Source organism: Aquimarina sp. RZ0 (genome assembly GCF_008370685.1).
Taxonomy (GTDB): domain Bacteria; phylum Bacteroidota; class Bacteroidia; order Flavobacteriales; family Flavobacteriaceae; genus Aquimarina.
Window position 1 is genome coordinate 39,436 of sequence record NZ_VTZU01000006.1, and the last position, 20,770, is coordinate 60,205.

At 33.3% G+C, this 20,770-nt stretch carries 14 protein-coding genes; 3 read left to right on the forward strand and 11 right to left on the reverse strand.

Annotated elements, in window-relative coordinates:
- Positions 1-258: 258 nt before the first annotated feature.
- The 10 genes from F0000_RS03830 to F0000_RS03875 all read right to left on the reverse strand — a co-directional run bounded on the left by F0000_RS03830 (position 259) and on the right by F0000_RS03875 (position 16,734).
- Positions 259-1,683, reverse strand: a complete 1,425-nt coding sequence (locus tag F0000_RS03830) for a choice-of-anchor B family protein (RefSeq protein ID WP_149623382.1) — start codon at positions 1,681-1,683, stop codon at positions 259-261.
- 281 nt (positions 1,684-1,964) lie between these two features.
- Entirely contained in the window at positions 1,965-3,404 is a 1,440-nt protein-coding gene (locus F0000_RS03835) for a choice-of-anchor B family protein (RefSeq protein ID WP_149623383.1), read from the reverse strand.
- A 312-nt stretch (positions 3,405-3,716) separates the two neighbouring features.
- Positions 3,717-5,342 (reverse strand): S41 family peptidase, encoded by a 1,626-nt coding sequence (locus tag F0000_RS03840; protein ID WP_255452607.1) that lies wholly within the window; start codon positions 5,340-5,342, stop codon positions 3,717-3,719.
- 36 nt (positions 5,343-5,378) lie between these two features.
- Positions 5,379-5,756, reverse strand: a complete 378-nt coding sequence (gene rnpA / locus F0000_RS03845) for a ribonuclease P protein component (protein ID WP_149623385.1) — start codon at positions 5,754-5,756, stop codon at positions 5,379-5,381.
- A 276-nt stretch (positions 5,757-6,032) separates the two neighbouring features.
- Complete coding sequence (locus F0000_RS03850) at positions 6,033-8,774, reverse strand: T9SS type A sorting domain-containing protein (RefSeq protein WP_149623386.1); 2,742 nt, start codon at positions 8,772-8,774, stop codon at positions 6,033-6,035.
- Positions 8,775-9,079: 305 nt separating this feature from the next.
- On the reverse strand, positions 9,080-10,909 hold the full coding sequence (locus tag F0000_RS03855; RefSeq protein ID WP_149623387.1) for a M1 family metallopeptidase: 1,830 nt from the start codon (positions 10,907-10,909) through the stop codon (positions 9,080-9,082).
- Positions 10,910-10,920: 11 nt separating this feature from the next.
- Positions 10,921-12,627, reverse strand: a complete 1,707-nt coding sequence (locus F0000_RS03860; RefSeq protein ID WP_255452608.1) for a S8 family peptidase — start codon at positions 12,625-12,627, stop codon at positions 10,921-10,923.
- Positions 12,608-13,477: an MBL fold metallo-hydrolase gene (locus F0000_RS03865; RefSeq protein ID WP_149623388.1), complete on the reverse strand. Its 870-nt coding sequence runs from the start codon at positions 13,475-13,477 to the stop codon at positions 12,608-12,610. The genes F0000_RS03860 and F0000_RS03865 overlap by 20 nt, the downstream gene beginning before the upstream one ends.
- A gap of 176 nt (positions 13,478-13,653) precedes the next feature.
- Positions 13,654-15,912, reverse strand: coding sequence for a SulP family inorganic anion transporter (locus tag F0000_RS03870; RefSeq protein ID WP_149623389.1), 2,259 nt, complete (start codon positions 15,910-15,912; stop codon positions 13,654-13,656).
- A complete protein-coding gene (locus F0000_RS03875; RefSeq protein ID WP_255452609.1) occupies positions 15,913-16,734 on the reverse strand; it encodes a universal stress protein in 822 nt (273 codons plus the stop codon). It abuts the gene before it with no gap.
- 165 nt (positions 16,735-16,899) lie between these two features.
- On the opposite strand from F0000_RS03875, the gene F0000_RS03880 reads away from it, so the two are divergent.
- The 3 genes from F0000_RS03880 to F0000_RS03890 all read left to right on the forward strand — a co-directional run bounded on the left by F0000_RS03880 (position 16,900) and on the right by F0000_RS03890 (position 19,649).
- Positions 16,900-18,735, forward strand: a complete 1,836-nt coding sequence (locus F0000_RS03880) for a sodium:proton antiporter (protein WP_149623390.1) — start codon at positions 16,900-16,902, stop codon at positions 18,733-18,735.
- 97 nt (positions 18,736-18,832) lie between these two features.
- Complete coding sequence (locus F0000_RS03885; RefSeq protein ID WP_149623391.1) at positions 18,833-19,096, forward strand: hypothetical protein; 264 nt, start codon at positions 18,833-18,835, stop codon at positions 19,094-19,096.
- Positions 19,097-19,376: 280 nt separating this feature from the next.
- Positions 19,377-19,649 carry a hypothetical protein gene (locus F0000_RS03890; RefSeq protein ID WP_149623392.1) on the forward strand — a complete coding sequence of 91 codons (273 nt, stop codon included), beginning with the start codon at positions 19,377-19,379 and terminating at the stop codon, positions 19,647-19,649.
- Between the two features lie 58 nt (positions 19,650-19,707).
- Here the strand turns inward: F0000_RS03890 and F0000_RS03895 are convergent, their stop codons facing one another.
- A complete protein-coding gene (locus F0000_RS03895; RefSeq protein WP_149623393.1) occupies positions 19,708-20,769 on the reverse strand; it encodes an endonuclease/exonuclease/phosphatase family protein in 1,062 nt (353 codons plus the stop codon).
- Between the last annotated feature and the right edge of the window lies 1 nt (position 20,770).

Here is a 20,770-nt window from a genome sequence, read left to right on the forward strand (position 1 = left end):
TTTACTTCGTACGTATTTTTTACACAACTCTCTAATATACGAGGTAAGTTCATAAAACTGATTACAGAATTATTTTATCATACCTTGTTTAACACTTTTTAACAAAATATCACAACAAAACAGCCTCTTTTATCTTCTTAAACCTTCACTATGTATTGATTTAATAGAAAAAATGAAATTGCACTACATCTTTATTTTGATCTTATCATTTTCTGAAGATTATAACCAGTAAAGACTAATTATAAACTCAATAAAAAGCTATTCTATAACCAGCTTTTTTGTGGCAGTATCATTTACTCTTACCATATAGATCCCTGTTGCATAACCAAGATTAATACTCGTACTACCAGGAGTATCAAAATTGATAACCTCTTCTACTTTTTCTCCCAGAATGCTATATATTTCTATTTTTTTTAATTGAAAATTATTTCCTCCATCAATAACAAGTTTTGATTGGGCGGGATTGGGATACATAACAAAATCTGGCTTAGTACCAAAATCACTTAATGTATTACTTTGTCTAACTAGTAAAAAGCCTGATGATTGATCACTGATCACAATATTGCCGCTATCAAAAAATGGATATACGTTCCATGCACCACCAAAAGAAGCACTGTCATTTGAAGGAAAACTATCAAAAAAACCTATTTCTGAGATATTCTTATTGGCTATATCCGAAATATCTACCACGCGTAATCCAGCTTGATAATTGGCTAAGTAGAATTTATCTCCTTTTACATATCCATTGTGATCAGTAGCTGACGTAAGACCTGTGTAGTTCATATGAAATTTAGGGTTGTCCAGATCTTCAAAATCAAAAATAATTGTTCTAGTATTAAAACCAATTGCTAGTTCATCAAGTTCATCACCCAAAAGAAAATAACGATGATCTTCTGTAAACCATCCCTGGTGTGTATATCCTACATCTCGATACCTCATCGTTGATAAGGTAACAGGATTATTTTTATCACTAACATCTGCAATCACAATTTCTATCTGATTACTACCGATCAGGATTTCTTTTCCTATATGTTCTGTATCAGGACCACTATACGTAATTACCTGTGCATCGTGAGAATAAGAATCTCCTCTATCAGAAACAAAACCGCCAGCTTCAACAGGGTTTTTAGGATCTTGTATATTTATAAAATGAGCACCTCCATTAAAGGTTGTTGTTCCTACTGCATAAGCAAACCCTGAATCTTCATTAATCACAATGTTATGTGCTCCGTCAAAACCAGTATACTTGGCATCTGATCTAAAGGTTACTGGAGGGTTTGTTACATTTCTTAGTTTAGTTAGATCAAAAACTTGCATCCCATGATCTCCAGCGAAATCTGCAACAACAAAAGCATGATCCTTATATACCTTTATATCTCTCCAATCGTTTTCCTTATCAGCTGTAGGCAATTTCCCTAAGTAAACAGGATTAATAGCATCAGAAATATCAATAAAAGCTGTTCCGTTATTGAGTCCCACAATGGCATATTCTTTTCCTGTAGTAGCATCCGTCCATCCCCAACTATCGTTTGCTAAAGAAGCGTCCATTGTTGCTAAACTAATTTGAGACATCAGATTATAATCATTACAGGGAAAAGATCCTGCTGTTCCATTTTTGCATAACGTTTGTGAATTAACCTGCAATACTGACACTATTACAATTAAAAAAAGTAATTTTTTCATGAGTTGGTGAGGTTTTAAAATTTATATTTTCCCTGAAAAACATTCGTCTTATCACCCAGGAGTTATATATATAACAGATTAAAGCCTAAATACCCTCATATTGATCTTAATTTAATCATACTCCAAAAACAGCTATTTTTTAGTCTATGCTATTTTGAGGTTTTCTATAATATAAAAAAAACTGTTTTTAAAGAATATTCTGAATTCTAAAAAACAGATACTATTTAAAAACAGTTCTATATACTGCGTATACTACCGAAAAAAGGTATTCTATACTGTACTTACTTTACAACGAGTTTTTTTGTGGTAGCATTATTGACTCTTACCATATATATTCCTGAGGCATAGTTGAGATTGATACTTGTATTATTAGGAGTATCAAAGTTCTCAATTTCTACCATTTTTTCTCCAAGGATACTATATATTTCTACTTTTTTTAATTGAAAACTATTTCCTCCATCAATAACAAGGTTTGATTGGGCAGGATTAGGATACATAGCAAAATCTGAATTAGTAGTAATATCAATATCGTCTACACTTAATGTATTACTTTGTCTAACCAGTAAAAAACCAGATTGGATATCACTGATCACAATATTGCCACTATCAAAAAATGGATACACATTCCAGGCACCATCAAAAGAAGCACTATTGCTTCCTGAGAAGCTATCAAAAAATCCTATTTCTGAGATATTTTTATTTGCGATATCAGAAATATCTATCACGCGCATTCCCGCTCTGTAATTAGCCAGATAGAATTTATTCCCTTTTATATATCCATTATGATCAATAGAAGGTGTCGGCCCTGTATAATTCATATGAAATTTAGGATTGTCCAGATCTTCAAAATCAAAAATAACCGTTCTGGTATCAAACCCTATTTTTTGTTCATCTAATTCGTCACCCAAAAGAAAATAGCGTTGATCTTCTGTAAACCATCCCTGATGCGTATATTCTACATCGCTATAACCGATCGTTGATATAGTAACAGGATTATCTTTATCACTAATATCTGCAATTACAATTTCTAACTGATTACTGCCGATCAGGATTTCTTTTCCTCTATAATCGGCATCTGGTCCGCTATACGTAATTACTTGTGCATCGTGTGTGTATGGATCACCACCATCAGACAAAAAACCGCCTGCTCCTATTGGGTTTTTAGGATCTCGTATATCCACAAATAAAGGCCCTCCCGCATAAGGCCCTCCTCGTTGCGCTCCAACTGCAAAAGCAAATCCAGAGTCTTCATTGATCACAATATTATGTGCATTCCCAAAACCAGTGTATCTGGCATCAGCAGTAAAGGTCTGTGGGCTGTTTACAGCACGCAATCTGGTTAGGTCAAATACCTGCATCCCGTGTCCTCGAGCCTCACTTACTATAAATGCATGATCTTCATAAACTTTGATATCTCGCCAGGAACTATTAGTTGTTGCTGTGGGGAGTTTTCCTAAGTAAACAGGATTTAAAGCCTCAGAGATGTCAATAAAAGCTGTTCCATTATTGAGTCCCACAATGGCATATTCTTTTCCTGTAGAAGGATCCGTCCACCCCCAACTATCATTCGCCATAGAAGCGTTCATTGTTGCTAAGGATACGCGAGACATCAGATCATAATCATTACAGGGAAAAGACCCTGCTGTTCCATTTTCACATAACGTTTGGGAGTTAAGTTGTAATACAGATAGTATTACTATTGATAAAAATAGTTTTTTCATGATTGGTACGTTTTAGTGTATATGTTGAGTTTAAATAATACCAATTAAAATTTATCAAATAAACTAGATTTTCCACCTAAGGGAAAATAGTTTATTCTCTTTTGAAAAAATTAAAATTAGTATGAAATTTGTGTTTTTTTTGATAAATGAATATCAATTATATAGAGAAAGTTTTTACTATACTTTAAAATCTACATTATTCTAAAGGCAGAAAAATCCTACGCTATACTAAGTTAATGATAATCAAATAATTATTTTATAACGAATTAATACAAGAAAAATTTCATCCAGCTACAAAAACTCTCCTATGTCTTATTTTAAAATACCTTCGTACTTACTTTTATTACCTAGTATTTCCTGACTTTTAGTAATTTCGGGATTATGGGTTACATAGTATTCATATAAGCCCTCTCTGTATACATAGCGTTTTATGATCTCGTCTGTAAGTAAGTTTTTTATTTCTTTTTTGTGGGTTTCTAGTCCTTTTTCTTTAGAAGTTTTTATAGAAGAAAGCAATGCAGTGTATGCATCAAAAATATCCTCGTCTAATTTATCTCTTTTTGCAATTTCTAAGGATTTTTTAAAGGATTTTTCAGTAGCTGTTTGATAGTTAAAATCACTTTGTTTTACGAAGTTTTTGAAATCTTCATAATCTTTTTCGGTAAGCTTAAAATTATCAATATTAGTCTCTTGTTGATGTGTATAATAATACTTAGTAGCATAGTCAAATATAGCATCAGAAGCTAAAAGAGATGTAGTAATTGTACTAAATTTAGAGGTTTCTATTTCTATATCAGGCTGAATTCCACCACCATCATATACGGTTCTTCCGTTTTTTGTTTTGAAAGCTTTAAAGTCTTTTTTGTCAATTCTAACGGCTTTATTATTTTTATCTCTATTCCAATAATCCAACGCCTGGATACATCTTCCGCTAGGGGTATAATATCTCGAAATTGTAATTTTTACTTGTGTTCCATAAGTTAATTTTTTAGGTCGCTGTACGAGTCCTTTTCCAAAACTTCTGGCACCAATGACTATGCCTCTATCAAGATCCTGAATACTTCCAGAAACTATTTCGCTGGCAGAAGCACTTCTACCATTTACCAAAACAACCAGAGGAATTTCTGTATCTATTGGTGTTTTTTTTGTAAAGTACTCTTTATTATATTTCTTAATGGCAGACTTGGTCGTAGTAATAAGTTCTCCTTTTGGAACAAAAATATTAGTAACATTGATTGCCTCACTTAGTAAACCTCCAGGGTTCCCTCTTAAATCTAAAATAATTTTATCTGCTCCTTTGGCTTTTAGATCTTTTAATGCTCCAACAGTTTCTGAAGAAGCTTTATTATTAAATTTGGACAATACAATATAGCCCGTATTATCTTTTAATAGTGTATAAAATGGAACTGCTTTTACTTCTATTTCTTCACGTGTAAGTACTGTTTTTTTCGCTTCTCCTTGCCTTCTATATGTGATATTAACTGCGGTTCCACTAGCTCCTTTAAGAAGTTCTCCTGCATCTTCTTCAAAATCAGAAACAACAATATCACCAATCTGTATAATTTCATCGCCCGCTTTAAGACCTGCTTTGTCAGCAGGGTAATCTTTATAAGGTTCTATGATGATAATTTTATCCTTAACCGTTTTGACAGTAGCACCAATACCTGTATATTCTCCGGCATTTCTAATTTTAGAAGCCTCTACATCCTGCTCGTTCCAATATTTTGTGTATGGATCCAAGTCATCTAACATTGCTTTAATAGCTGTATCCATAAGTTCTGCAGGATTGGTTTCATCTACATAGTTCATGTTTACTTCTTTAAACATAGTAGTAAAGATTTCAATCTGTTTAGCAATTTCAAAAAAATCAGATTTGAAACTTACTGTAGATACTAGAATGATGATTGCTACTACTGGATAAAGGGTTTTCTTTTTCATCTTTTTCATTTTTATCAACTAACAAGGTACTTAAAACTATGATATTTTAATTTCCTGTTTAACAAACTTTTGTAATATTCTTTTCATTTTTGATGCTACTAATATATAATCAGGTATTTCTTTACCTGTATACAAAAACATAAAAGAGAATTGATGGGTAGTGTGCGGGACAATATACTTATTTTTTCTATAACTCTCTCTTAGCAATCGCTTTATATGATTACGATCAACCGCTTTCTTAAAATTTCGTTTGCTGACAGATACTGCTGTCTTAATATCAACTTCTGTATCTGATGTAATTTTTCTATAGATAAGTCGTATAGGGTATTGAGCAATCGTTTTTCCTTCAGAAAAAAGAAGGTCTATTTCTTTTTTTGATTTGAGCTTTTCTTTTTTTGTAAATGTTGTTATCATATTTCTTGTAAAAATACAAATAATACGATTTATAACTAAAAATTTCGCATATTCATCGTTTCTTTTTCCTTTCTACTTCGTTTAAAAAATCAAGCATAGCTATAGCTACGGTTTATTTTTTAAACGAAGTAGAAAGGAAAAATAATTCAATGAATTTATACGAATTTTTTAATCACAAATCGTATAAGATTTCGTATCGCTTTTTGGTAAATATAAAAACCCTGTATTGATAACCAATCAACACAGGGTTTTAGTATTATAAACGTATTCTTATTTCTAGTTTTTAGTAAATATGATCGCTTTATTTTTATTTGCAGAACTCAATTGTAAAATATAAGAACCTTTTGCTAAGTCATTAACTGCAATTTGTTTTTGATCGTTTAATACTTCACTCTTTATTTGTCGTCCATTGATACCAAAAATAGTATACTCCAGATCTCCAGAGGTAAAAGAATCTTCTAAAACAATATTGATTACATCTGAAGTAGGAATCGGGTAAGCTACAAATCCTGTGTCCGTACTATTAGATTCATCCACAGAAAGAGTAGTAGGGGTAATAGTAGCTTCATACATTCCGTTACCGTGGGTTCCTACCAGAAGCTTATCATTAGAAGGTTTATAAGCTAATGCACTAACTAAAGCAAAACCAACCTGATTAGGAGCTTCTATAACCCAATCTTCATTTACCGGATCTATACTACTATATAAACCTCTGGCAGTACCTACAAAATATCTTGTTTCTCCATCTACTTCTGTAATAGCAGCAGATCGTATAGAGAATGTATCAAGATTTCTCTCTGCTACTGTCCAACTAGGTGTAGCCGCAGTAGCATTTGTTGTAACATAAATATTGGTAATTCCATAATTAGAATAGGTAACCATGGCAATATCATTATTGGTAGGATGAACGGCTATCCCACTAACAGTTCCCGTGGCTCCGGGAGGTGTTATATTTGTCGCAAAAAAGAAACGAATAGCATTTTGAGGATCGTTCAATCGTAATAATGACCCTTGATTACCACCAATTAAAAGATAACTGGAGGATGCATCATAAGTACCCCAGGTTGCTGCCATTTGTCGGATCGTTTCTCCTGCATTTCCACTGATACCTCCAAAATCTCCAAGATTAGTCCAGGTAGTTGTAGTAACAGTGCTCGATTCTGTAGTGCGGTATAAATCTGCCTGACCTGCATAATACAGTGCGTTATTATTACTAGGATCCAGATAAAAATAAGTTACAAATTGACTACTTGATCCATCAGGAGTAATCTCAGCTCCAACAGGACAATCTCTAAAAATTACTCCATTTTGAACTCCTAAAAAGAATGGAACACAGGCATCATCTCTGGAGACAGCCACTGCTACTCCATCACCACCAGCTACAGTACCCATGGTTGTAAGATCTGGACTATCAGGAAATCCTCCAGCAGTGGTACCATTATCTTGTGCGCCACCTATGACAATATTAGAACTAGCATCTGGATCTGTCGCTACATGATAATATTGATACGTCTGATAATTATTATTAAGATTTGTCCAACTTACCGTAGTAGCTCCTATATCATTTGTTCTATGAATACCTCCATCAGTACCGCTAATAAGAATGTCGGTATTATCTGAATCAAATACCAATGCATGAATATCAGGATGATGTGTATCTCCACCTCCTAGATTATATAGTCCATAGCTTTGGTTATTAATATACCCCCCGATTCTTACAAAAGTTGGATCTGTTGTTATATCTTCAATTTTATATGCATTTGTACCACCAATTACCACAAAATTTTCATCATCAGGTTTTACACTTACAACAAGATCATATCCTCCTTGAACTGCAATAGGATCATTTCCTGGTAAATCTGCTACAGCGTCGGGGTTGCTTGGGTCTGGATTAGGCTCATCAGGCATTTTAGCAGTATAATCTGTCCAAACATCTGTACTATCATTCCATTGCCATATACCCGCCTGAACAGCTAATTGATCATTAGAACTAACATATAATGCATATACAATATCTTCATTTGAGGGTGCTACTGCTAATACAATTCTTCCTATAGCACTAAATCCAGGTGTAGTACTGGATCCAATTCTTGTAAAAGGAGCAACTCCTGTAGATGATTGCCATACACCACCAAAATCAGCTGAAGAGCCAGAGAATGCAGCATAAACAGTTCCATTACTTGTTATTATCATATCAGAAAATAAATTAGCCCCGGCATCTAATTCTACAGTCCAATCAGTACCGTCAAATCTTCTTATAACACCCAGCGTTGCCGCATATAGGTCTCCTGTTATGGGATGTACAGCTATTTTGGAAACTATATCAAATGGAGAGTCAAATTCTTCCTGTGTAGAAGCAGTACTGGGAACCTGTGTCCAGCTCAATCCGCTATCTGTAGATTGCCATATTCCTTGACCAAGAAAGAAAGCACCAGTAGCGGAGGCAGAATTACCCTGAGCCTCACCTGTTCCATAGTACCAAATATTTTCTGAACCTGCTCTCTGATCTTGTGCAATTGTTGTTACGTTGTGAATTTGATTATTAGGAGAAACTTTTGCCCAGCTTGAACCTCCATCAGTAGTTCTAAAAACTCCACTACTAACACCACCAGAAATCATTGTATTGCCAGTTGCGTCAGATCTATCAATTACTAAAGAACGTGTTCTACCTCCCAGATTAGAAGGACCTCTAGAAATGTAAGAAGTATTACTCACATTTTTAGCAAATGTTTTTAACATAATATTTTTAGAAGAAATAATTTCCTGTTGTTTTTCTTCTAAAGGAATTTTTCCGGTACTTGGATTTCTCTGTAGATTTAGCTCATGTAAAAGACGCTCTTCTGTGAAACGTCTGCGCTCTTCTGGAGTCTTTTTTTTCTTTTTACCTTCTAATTTAATAGGAATAAGTTCTTTCTTAGCTTGATCAATATTGTTTTCGGTTTTACTAAAATAAGTAACCAAAACAATAAGAGAGACCAATGCAATCGAAAGAGGTAGTAGTAATTTTACCTTTTTCATAATGTACAATCTTAACTGAGTTTACAATTTTTGTCTTTAAAAACAATGATTTATTACATTCCCCATGTAAAAAATTTAACGGATATCAAAAATGCTTTTCTAATCTATTGATAGAAATACACTTTTTGCATTAAAAACTTTAAATTATTCGTAATAAAGCATTTTGGGGGCAAAAATAAAGATTTTTTTATCAAAAAAGCAAAGGTCTTGTTGTTTAATATTGAGTGCGTTAGGGTAGTTATAATGAAAATTCCCATATTTAGGATGTGCTCTAAATAGGGGTAAAAAGGTAAGTTTGCCTGATTTTATTGAGAAAATCTATTATTAGCACTATTAATATCTGCCATTTTGTAATGAGGATCAATAGTAATAGATTTTATTTTGGATTTTGGATTGATTATATCCATTGTATACGTTGGACTTGTCCAGGTCCAATCAGATAGAATGGTTCTTTTAATAGAGGGAAATGGATTATTCTTTTCTGCGCGCATTATTCTAAGTGGAATATAGAATGATTCTTGTGTACCATCTGTATATTCGATATACACATCAATAGGCATTGGCATTATTCCTATTCGTTCTAAAGTTACAGTAGTTTTATCACCATTTTCTAAAACCTCCTTTATGCTATAATCTATAGTATTTGTTGTTTGTGTCCAATCAGTCAAATACCAATCTAACTGCATACCGGATATTTTTTCTGCTATGCGCTTAAAATCATTAGGAGTTGGGTGCTTAAATTTCCAGCTATCAAAATATTGTTTAATTGTTTTGGATAAATTCTCTTCTCCAATAATATAACCTAGTTGCGCCATAAATACAGCTCCTTTTGCATATGCAGAAGCGCCATAAATGCCATTTCTTGTGTACCGATCAGCATGAGTAGACTGAGGTTGTTCTAATCCAGAATTTGCTAATTGAAAATAGCCTTGATACATTCCATCCAGAGGATTTTTTTTATTTTCTTGCATGATCTCATTCATCGCGAGAGTAGAAATATAACTGGTAAACCCTTCATCCATCCACTCATGTTTTGATTCATTTGTCGCTAATATATGCTGAAACCAGGCGTGTGCCATCTCATGAGCAGTAACTCCAACCAGACTTCCATAACTTCGTTCTCCTGTAATTAAAGTACACATTGCATATTCCATACCACCATCTCCACCTTGAATAATAGAATATTGATCGTATGGATATTTGCCTATATTTTGGCTAAAATAATTCATTAAATCTACAGACTTGGGTTGAAGTTTCTTCCAGTTTTCTATATTTTCCTTTTTATTTTTATACAAAAAGTGTAGCGTAGGTCCATCCGTCATTTTTACAACATCATGAATATATTCCGGATCCGCAGCCCAGGTAAAATCATGAACATTAGGAGCTATAAAATGCCAGGAAAGCTTTTTTCCTTTACGTTTTATTTCTGTTCCTGGTTTTTCATACCCATATCCAATTTCCTGAGGGTTTTGCAAATATCCTGAACCACCAATAATATAGTCTTTTTCAATAGTTATGGTGACATCAAAATTTCCCCAAACACCATGAAACTCTCTTGCGATATATGGATCTGCATGCCAGCCCTCAAAATCATATTCTGCCATTTTGGGATACCATTGTGTCATTGATAGTGCGACACCTTCTTTATTATTTCTCCCTGAACGTCTGATTTGATTAGGCACCTGTCCATCAAATTCCATTGAGAACGTTACCTTTTCTCCAGGAGCAATGGGTGTATGTAGATTTACTTCTAAAATAGTTCCCGCAACTTGATAGGTAACTTCTTGCTTATTTTGTTTTAAAGAAGAAACACGTAAATATCCTATCTCTTTTGGAGAAAGCTGATTGATTCTATCTAATACTCTGGGATCAGGATCCACTATATTCCTGGAGCGAACATCCATCTCGCTACCCGGTTGGAATGCATTAAAGTATAGATGATAAAAAACCTGAGATAAAGAATCTGGAGAATTGTTTGTATATATGAGCTCCTGTTTTCCTTTATATTTAAAGTTTTTGACATTCATATCTACACTCATAGTATAATCGACATGCTGTTGCCAATATCCAGTATTATTTTGAGCTGAAATGTTTAATGTACTTAAAAAGAAACCAATCAAAATTATTCTAAACATAGTATGTTTTATTATTTGGACATTTTATCTGCCAAAATTAATGCATTATAAAGGTTAATCATTTTACCGGATTTTGATAATTCGGTAAACGTATTAGTATCTGTTGGAGTTCCTCCTATAATTACAGAAGTACTGGTACTCACTCCACTATCCATTAATAATTGCTTTACCTGAGAAGCTTTTAGTTTAGGATAGTAAGATCGTATTAAAGCAGCAACTCCAGAAGCTGCAGGAGCTGCCATAGAGGTACCTCCAAGATATTCATAAGAATTAGATGGAGTTGTAGCCCAAATTTTTACTCCGGGAGCAAATGCATCTACGTTGTTCTTTCCATAATTAGAAAAATCTGCCACTAGATTAGAACCATATTCATAGTTTAATGCTCCAATGGTTATAAAGTTATTAGAGACTTCATTTGTTCCGTTATAGTCCTGATCGTTTGGGAATACAGCTTTTTGATCTATATCTATACCTTCATTACCCGCGGCATTTACAATTAATACATCTTTTTCTCCAGCGTATTTTATAGCTTCTCTAACCCATTCTGGATGCGTAGCATAATATTTCCCAAAACTGGTATTTATTATTTTTGCTCCATTATCTACTGCATAACGTATTGCTAATGCAATATCTTTATCATATTCGTCACCATTGGGTACGGCTCTAATGGCCATTATTTGTACATTTTTTGCAATGCCGTTCACTCCTTTTCCATTATTTCTTTCTGCTGCAATAATTCCAGAAACATGAGTTCCATGTTTAATTCCTTTTTTCTTAGGATCTGGACCCATTACATTATTGTTTCCATAGTTTTTATCAGTAATATCATCTATATTATCTCCAACAACCGCCCTGCCGTCAAACTCTAAATTCAGATTATAATTTAGCTGATCTGTAAAATGCTCAATACCTTCTTCTAGATTGCTTAATAAATCAGGTATTTTCTCATCATTCTCTAAAAACCCAAACATTTGCGAAAGAAATGCAATATGTTGTTGCATTTCGGGAGTATCAGCTTTTACAGTAAGTAATTCTTTTTTAGTATAGTCTTCTTTCCCAAGTGCTTTTACAATCTTATCATGTGATATTTTTGCTTGTTGTTGTATTTGTTCATATTGGCTTTTGTTGCCAATAGCTTTTTGATATTCTTCTTCATATTCTGCTTTAGCCTGGATATATATTTGGTATTCATCTCTATCTGATTCTGGAATGGAACCAATGGTTTTTCCCGAATATTTAGGCTTTAATTTTCTTATGATTCTGGTATATTCCAGGTTTTCATGTTCTGCATCTCCAAGAAAATTCCACCCATAGATATCATCAATATATCCATTGTTATCATCATCCTTACCATTTCCCTTAATTTCTTTAGTATTTGTCCAGATCACTCCATCAAGATCTTCGTGCTCAATATCTACACCACTATCAATAACACCAACAATTACAGTCTGACCTTTTTTGTTTTTGATTAATTCTTTGTATGCTCTATCGACGCTCATTCCTGGTATTGTATCAATAGTTAAATCTGACGAATTCCAATTTTTTAATTGAGTCTCGGTTAAAGAAATATTTTTTAAAGGAATCGTATCAATATTTTCTATTGGAGTCGATATTATCGTAGGCGAACCACACCCTAATAGTAACAATGAAGATGTTATGGTAGTAAGTAAAATTTGTTTTGATCTAACGGGCATAGTATTATTTATTAAATATTTCATTACAAGTAAAAGTTTCTTTATAGCGTACACCTTTTTCGGTTTGTTGTACAGTTATGATTTCATTATGTGCATCATGCTCCATAAACAGATACCAATTATTTTTTGCAGCATTTTCCAGAAATAATTTTTTTTCTGGAAGCGTTAACAAAGGTCGGGTATCATAGCCCATTACATAAGGCAATGGTACATGACCTGCCGTAGGGAGTAAATCTGCCATAAAAACGATTGTTTTTCCATCATACTCAATATGTGGAATCATTTGCTTTTCTGTATGACCATCAGCAAATAATACGCCAAACCCCAGTTCAGTGTTTTTCTGGAATGTGTTGCTTGCATCTATTTTAGTAATAAAATGAAGATGACCACTTTCTTCTATAGGCAGGATATTTTCTTTTAAAAAAGAAGCTTTTTCTCTGGGATTGGGTTCTGTTGCCCATTCCCAATGATTTTTAGTACTCCATATTTTTGCATTTCTGAAAGCAAGTTCATATCCTGTTTTTTGCTGGTTCCACTGAATCGTTCCACCACAATGATCAAAATGAAGATGCGTCATAAAAACATCAGTAATATCATCTTTGTGAAATCCTTTTTCTTTAAGAGATTTATCCAAACTATCATCTCCCCATAACGAATAATAGCCAAAAAACTTAGAAGATTGTTTATCGCCCATCCCGGTATCGATAAGTATGAGTCTATCACCATCTTCTATAAGGAGACATCTTGCAGCAATATCGATAAGGTTATTAGCATCTGCCGGGTTCGTTTTGTTCCAAATCACTTTGGGAACGACACCAAACATAGCTCCACCATCTAGCTTAAAGTTTCCTGCTTTTATAGGGTATAGGTTCATCTATATAATACTATTTTTGTAAAGATTAGATGTAATTATTCTTTTCTTATTTATTATTTATGAAGTAGTTTAAACTTTTTTGATTGAGCAAAAAATAACTATTTTTCGCCAGAATCAAAAAAGTTTAAATTACTTCTATGTAAAAAATCTTCGCAAAATAGAAAAAATGAAAAGGATCAAGATTTAATTTGTGGACTTTTTAACAATATTTCATCATAATTAATGGTTGATATGATTTTTTCTAATCGAATGCCATAATCTAATAGTGCTTTAATCTCTTTAACACTAGCAATTCGTTCTTTTCCCATTAATAATAAAGTACGACCGTTTGATTCTATATGATAGTATGGATTACTTTCAAAAAACAATACTAATTCATTAGTAAAAAACGATTGGATATTCTCAGTATGTTCCCCGAGAAGATAAAAACGTTTCGAAAAATCTGGATGTCCCTGAATAGAGATATCTTTAAATCCAGCAATTTTATAAACAAATTCTAAAAGTCCTTCCCGATCCAAAGTAAATTTAGGGATCTCTTTGTGTACATTAATTGTGAGTATAGTAGTCCTAATAACTTTTCTGGCAATAAATTCACCTTCAGAAAACTCTACATCCGAAATTTTAAAAGAACGATCAGTACTGGTTATTTTATTGAAGTGATATTTTATTTTTTTAGTTTTAAAAAAAACAAAATCATTTAAATGAATTGTGTTTCCATCTTTTCTAGGATCATAATTCGATCCAAAATCTCGAGATACTTTTTTTAGGTCTTCTTGTCTTTTAGTAAGATTAGCAACAATTTTTATTTTTCTGGAGAATGAGATAAGACTTCTTACTGCCAATGGGTGTTGTGATGAGGTTGCGTGTTTATCCAGTCCTGTAATCTCAAAAGACCCTCCTTTTCTGGTAAAAGCTTCCTGATACCCAAAAAGACTTTCCTGAACCGTATAGTCTACAAAATCACATAGAGAAAAATCGATCACAGCATCTTTATTTTCTGGTATAGAATCCAGAGTTCTTTTTAATCGATAGTAATTAAGAAAACTCGAAAAATTTTTAACACTAACAAAATAGGTGTCGTTTAATTCTTCTTTAAACATCAATACATTGGGTTTAAAAAGATTTCTTGCGAATAATCGTATACTTTTGTTAAGGATAAAATGGATGAATAAGGTAGTTAGTATACCTATTAAGATTCCACTAATTAGGTTTGTAGTAATTGTAGCGATAACTGTGGCAGAAAAAATTAATAATTGCTCCTTCCCAATTTTCGCAACATCTCTCAGGTTTCGTGGTGCAGCTAATTTATAACCGGTAAATACTAAAATAGCTGCTAGTGCTGTTAAAGGAATTCTACTAAGTTGATCCTGAAATAATACGATGAATAGAATAAGAAAGGTTGCGTGAAAAAAATTGGCAGATCGATTACTACCTCCATTATTTACATTTACAGAACTTCTGGCAATTACCGTTACTACATTAAGCCCTCCTAAAAAACCACTAATTATAGAAGCTATTCCTAATGCAGTCAGATCCTTGTTAGCATTAGACCTTCTTTTTTCTGGATCTAATTTGTCAACCGCCTTAATACTTAGTAAAGATTCTATACTAGAAATTAACGTAATTGCCATCACCACCCCAATAAATTTTGGTTTCCATACTGATGAGAAATCTGGAGAAGGGAAATTAGAAAATACTTTATCAGGTATCTGAACAAGAAGCTTATCTGTTATTGGATACGTAGCCGCTGAAAAAAATTCGTAATAATAGCTTAATCCAATGACCAAAAGAACGATCCACATAGGCGCTGGAATGAGCTGTAGGTATTTATTCCTGATTTTACCATAAAAAATCATAATTAGAAAACTGAGTATTCCTACAACTGCAGCAACTACAAGATGTTCATATTCTGTTGAGAATAGGTTGGTAATACTATTTGGGATAGTAACCAAAAGAGACATAGTATCTCCTTTTTGACCTGTATTTGCCATCATTACATGAAATTGTTTCGCAAAAATACTAATGCCTATAGCCGCTAACATTCCTTGTATCGCAGAAGATGGAAAAAAATCACTAAGTATTCCCAGGCGTAATAATCCAATTAGAATCATTAATCCTCCAGAACATATAATTGCAGCGAGTGTAAAAAGATATCCCTGAAACAGGTCTCCATCTGCTAATGTTGTGATTGCTCCTAATAGTACCACAACCAAGCCATTACCTGGCCCTGTGATAGTAACATTAGAACCTCCTATAACCGAAACCACAATTCCTCCAACTACTGCGGCAATAATTCCTGATATTGGTGGGGCTTCTGACGCTAATGCGAGACCTAGTCCCAGCGGCAAAGCAATTAAAGAAACGACAAAACCTGAAAAAATATTCTTGGGTAGTTTTGATACAAAACCAGATACATTATTTTTAAAATCTTCCATTTATCGGATAATTAATACATCTGTTGGTAATTCTGCCAAGATGTGTTCCAAATCCTGAGGGAAAATACGGCTCCAAAAGGTTGTTTTCCCCGGAGCATTCATGACCAGGAGATCCGCACCAATAACTCTGGCATAATGCCCAATGGAATATCCTCTTTTTCCAAAAATCGGTTGTGTTTTTATCCTGATACCATTCTTAAAATTTTCCGGCACTTCTTTTAGAATATCCTGAACTCTCAGATTTTCTTTTTCTGTTAATTGTTCTTTTCTTTTGGTAGCTTTCAAGAGAGATTTATCATCTTCTACGACCACTTGTACTTCTTGTTGCGAGATTTCTTCTACAATAGTTAGTTGTTGCGCACCAAGATTTTGCGCGACCTCAAAAGAAGATACAATCGTTTGCTTTGTTTTTTCATCTTTTAAACCATTTACTACAATGTGATGGCAGGGTCTGAGGTCTTCTGAGGGTTTTATCAGTAATAAGACCGAGCAATGAGCATTTCTTGTAATTTTTCTGGCAATAGATCCGATATAAAATTTTAAAAAATCTTCTCTTGGCGTTGCTCCAAGCATAATTAGATCTGCCTTATGCTCTGTAGCAGTATTGATAATTACTTGTACCGGATCTCCTTCTCTCCATACAATCTTTACCTTTTCATTATCTTCAGAAAATCCAGAAATCAATTTTTTAATAGTCGCCTCTTTTTCGTTTGTTTTTTTACCGACATGAACGATAACCATTTTAGAATCAAAGAAATCTACCATTCGCATCGCTTCATATACATTATTCTTTAGGTTAGGGGAGAATGCTACTCCAATCAAAATTGTTTTAAATTTGTTTTCTAAAAACACGATCAGGTTGTGAGTGTTAAATTTATAAGGGCAGAATATACTCTTAATTTTTCTAAGTAGAAAATAGATAAAAACCTAATCCATTAATAATTTTTTTTTCGATATTTTGAACTCAGGATTTATAAACACAAAATTATGTTAGAACTAGCGGGAATAATCATACTTGGTATTTTAGCACAATGGGTTGCTTGGAAATTTAAAATTCCGGCAATTTTACCGTTAATTTTAATAGGGCTTTTAGTAGGTCCGATAGCCACTTTATATACTGCAGATGGAACTAAACTGATACAACCTATTTGGAATGGAGAAGAAGGTTTGTTCCCGGGAGAAAGCTTGTTTTATTTTGTTTCTCTGGCGATTAGTATCATATTATTCGAAGGAGGATTGACATTGAGAAAGAATGAAATATTAAATGTTGGCCCTGTAATTCTTAAACTAATTACGGTTGCTGTTATAATAACTTTTTTGGGAGCAGGATTAGCAGCACATTTTATTTTTAATCTAAGTTGGCCCATATCATTTTTGTTTTCTTCTTTAATCATTGTTACGGGTCCCACTGTGATCACACCAATCTTAAGAAACGTCCCTTTAAAGAAAGATATTTCTGCAATTTTGAAATGGGAAGGCATTTTGATTGATCCAATTGGAGCTTTGGTAGCCGTTCTTGTTTTTGAATTTATTAGTGTGGGAGAAGAGCAGGCATTTACAAAAACCGCTTTACTAGAGTTTGGTAAGATTATTTTATTTGGTTTTACTTTTGGTTTCACCTTTGCGCATGGGCTTACCTTCGCTATCAAGAAAAAAATAATCCCACATTATCTATTAAATGTCTTTACCCTGGCATCTGTCTTAGGGGTTTTTGTATTATCAGACACCTTTGCTCATGAATCCGGATTATTATCAGTAGTTGTTATGGGGATGGTTCTGGGTAATATAAATTTACCTAATATTGATGAAATATTATATTTTAAAGAGTCTTTAAGTGTTCTGCTAATCTCTATTTTATTTATTCTTTTGGCGGCAAATATTAATATAGAAGACCTGCAATTAATCTTTAATTGGGAAGCGGTTCTTCTTTTTGCTGTGGTGGTTTTTATTGTCAGGCCATTAGGTGTATTTCTGAGTTCCAGAAAGTCCGGGTTAAAAATAACCGAGAAATTATTCATTAGTTGGGTGGGACCAAGAGGAATTGTTGCAGCTGGAATTGCTTCACTTTTTGGTTTGAAACTCGCTAAGCTTGGAGAACCCGGAGCAGAATATATTACACCTTTGGTATTTATGATTGTTTTGGGAACGGTATTGCTAAACGCTACAACTGCAAGGTTATTTGCCAAAATGGTTGGAGTATTCCTGACAAAATCTGAAGGAATACTTATCATTGGCGCCTCAAAGGTAACCAGATTGATAGCAGCGTATCTAAAAAAGAATAATCGTCACGTAGTTCTGGTAGATAGCAATCGGGAGAATATAAAAAAAGCTCAAAGCTTAGGGTTAGAAGCAATTGAAGGTAGTATATATAATGATCAGTTAAAAGATAATATAGAATTAAACGATATTGGTTTTTTGATGGCAATCACAGGAAACACAGATATTAATAAGTTTGCTATTGACAAATTCAAAGATCAATTTGGAGAAAATGGATCTTTTAGATTAATAAGTTCTGAAGAAATGAATGATCCTCAGAATAATCCCGATGAAGGCTTATTTTCTCATACGGATGACTATCATAAACTCATTGATTTAGCCGAAAAATATCCTGCGATCCAGGAAATAAAAATTAATGATGAATCCCATTATAAATCCCTTATTGGTATTACAAAACAGGATGAACAGATCATTCCTCTTTTTATAAAAGATCCTGATAGTAACATCAGAATTATATCCGCATATAGCGAAAAAATGGATCAGATTAACGAAGATAGTTACTTGGTATACATTGGAAAACCAATTGATGTAGAACAGATGAATTAGCAGTATTGGATACTCCGTGGTTTTGATTTTTTTTGTGGATTTAGTATTATTACTATATATTCACCCCTCTAAAAACTTAACTTTTTGTACCCAAATTATGAAAAAACTTGCGCTTTTTAATCTTTTTTTGATAAGCATCACCTCCTCTTGTGGAGGCGATGATGTCATCGATGCACTGGGGCTTTCCTGCATTAATTTAGTCTCAGATATAGTAACAGCAGAAGAGAATTATGATAATGATCCCTCTGTAGTAAATTGTAGAGCTTTTAAATCAGCAATCGAAGCTTTTATGGCAGAAGGATGTTCAGAATCAGAAGATTATAGTGATGAACTAGCTATGCTGGAAGATTGCTCATCTTAAGAAAACACAGAAACTTTAAATCACGCCTCTAACTAAATTCTTTTTACATACGGTATTTTAATATGTTCTTAAGATTGAGAACTCTCTTAAATATATAAACTACAAGTCTTTTTATATTATAAACATCAATACTTTTTAATTATCGCTTTATTTTAAAAAAAAGGACGAAACATATGTTTTTATCGTTAAAAAACACATTTTAACAAAATAAAGTGTTAATAACTAAATAAATATTATATATTCGCCTTCTTGAAAAATTAATTTTTTAAAAAACCAAATTATGAAAAAACTTATGTATGCAGCTGTTTTTGGAATGGCGTTAGGATTAACTTCGTGCGGATCAGATGATGTTGTAGATTTTGCTTGTGATACCGTGAGAGATGGTTTAAAAGTTCCTGTACAGACTTCTATAGACGCATATAATGAAGATACTACATCCCAATCATTGTGTGAAGCTGCCAGAACAGCAATAGAAACATATAAAAGCAATGAATGTGGAGACGGTTCTTTTGACGCTGTTTTAGAGAATCTACCAGATTGCTCTACATTATAATAATGATTTATTAGCTAAGTCTAAAGTAAGAAAAGGTACTCATTTTTGAGTACCTTTTTTACTTTTTCTTTATCTCTTTAATCACATATACATATACAGGGAAGTGGTCACTATATCCTCCAGTATAAGCTCCATTAGCAAAACTACGATAAGGGTATCCTTTATATCTACCTCTCGGGTTTGCTAGATAATTTTTATTAAAAACACCAGCTTTATAGTATTGATATGAAGAGTAATCTTTATTCAACAAACCTTTTGAGACGATAATTTGATCAAACAAATTCCAGCTATCTCTCCAGGCAAGCGAACCTATTCCTTTTTTGGCCATAGTATACATAGGATTGTATAGGCCTTTAAGCGGTACATCTTCTTTTTTGGATTTTGCCGCTAATATCTTTTTCACACTAGCATTATCAGGGTCATCATTAAGATCTCCCATGGTAATAATTTTTGCATAAGGATCAATATCAAAAAGAGAATCAATAATCTTTTTATTTAATTCTGCAGCTTTTTCTCTTTTATGTCTACTACGAGCTTCTCCGCCACTTCTTGATGGCCAGTGATTCACAATGATATGAATTAAATCTCCATCCAGATAACCGCTTACTAATAGCTGATCCCTTGTATAAACACGTTTTGTAATATCATTTCCATTATAAATTAATAACTCATGAGTACTGGTATTAACAGGTCTAAAAAGTGCTTTTTGATATAATAATGCTACGTCAATTCCTCTTCTATCAGGAGAATCAAACTGCACAATTCCATAGTCCTTAGGTAACAAAACAGCTTCGTTTGCTAAATCTTCTAATACTTTTCTGTTTTCGATTTCGGCAACTCCAATAATTGCAGGAGTATTTTTTGTAACGTCAGATCCAATTTCAGAAATGACTTTTGCCATATTTTTTAGCTTATCTTTATAAATATCCTCAGTCCAGTGATCTTTACCATCAGGAGTCCTGTCATCATCAAATGTAATTGGATCATCCTCAGTATCAAACAGGTTTTCTACATTATAAAAAGCAATTGTATTGATTTTATATGTTTTTTTTTCCTGCGAAAAAAGAATAAAAATCGGGCTTATTACAAAAGTTGTTATTAATAAATAGATAGATTTCATT

What these genes read in the sequence shown, in the direction of transcription:
- F0000_RS03830 (WP_149623382.1), bottom strand. Translation starts at nt 1,683, where the DNA reads ATGAAAAAATTACTTTTTTTAATTGTAATAGTGTCAGTATTGCAGGTT.
- F0000_RS03835 (WP_149623383.1), bottom strand. Translation starts at nt 3,404, where the DNA reads ATGAAAAAACTATTTTTATCAATAGTAATACTATCTGTATTACAACTT.
- F0000_RS03840 (WP_255452607.1), bottom strand. Translation starts at nt 5,342, where the DNA reads ATGAAAAAGAAAACCCTTTATCCAGTAGTAGCAATCATCATTCTAGTA.
- rnpA (WP_149623385.1), bottom strand. Translation starts at nt 5,756, where the DNA reads ATGATAACAACATTTACAAAAAAAGAAAAGCTCAAATCAAAAAAAGAA.
- F0000_RS03850 (WP_149623386.1), bottom strand. Translation starts at nt 8,774, where the DNA reads ATGAAAAAGGTAAAATTACTACTACCTCTTTCGATTGCATTGGTCTCT.
- F0000_RS03855 (WP_149623387.1), bottom strand. Translation starts at nt 10,909, where the DNA reads ATGTTTAGAATAATTTTGATTGGTTTCTTTTTAAGTACATTAAACATT.
- F0000_RS03860 (WP_255452608.1), bottom strand. Translation starts at nt 12,627, where the DNA reads ATGAAATATTTAATAAATAATACTATGCCCGTTAGATCAAAACAAATT.
- F0000_RS03865 (WP_149623388.1), bottom strand. Translation starts at nt 13,477, where the DNA reads ATGAACCTATACCCTATAAAAGCAGGAAACTTTAAGCTAGATGGTGGA.
- F0000_RS03870 (WP_149623389.1), bottom strand. Translation starts at nt 15,912, where the DNA reads ATGGAAGATTTTAAAAATAATGTATCTGGTTTTGTATCAAAACTACCC.
- F0000_RS03880 (WP_149623390.1), top strand. Translation starts at nt 16,900, where the DNA reads ATGTTAGAACTAGCGGGAATAATCATACTTGGTATTTTAGCACAATGG.
- F0000_RS03885 (WP_149623391.1), top strand. Translation starts at nt 18,833, where the DNA reads ATGAAAAAACTTGCGCTTTTTAATCTTTTTTTGATAAGCATCACCTCC.
- F0000_RS03890 (WP_149623392.1), top strand. Translation starts at nt 19,377, where the DNA reads ATGAAAAAACTTATGTATGCAGCTGTTTTTGGAATGGCGTTAGGATTA.
- F0000_RS03895 (WP_149623393.1), bottom strand. Translation starts at nt 20,769, where the DNA reads ATGAAATCTATCTATTTATTAATAACAACTTTTGTAATAAGCCCGATT.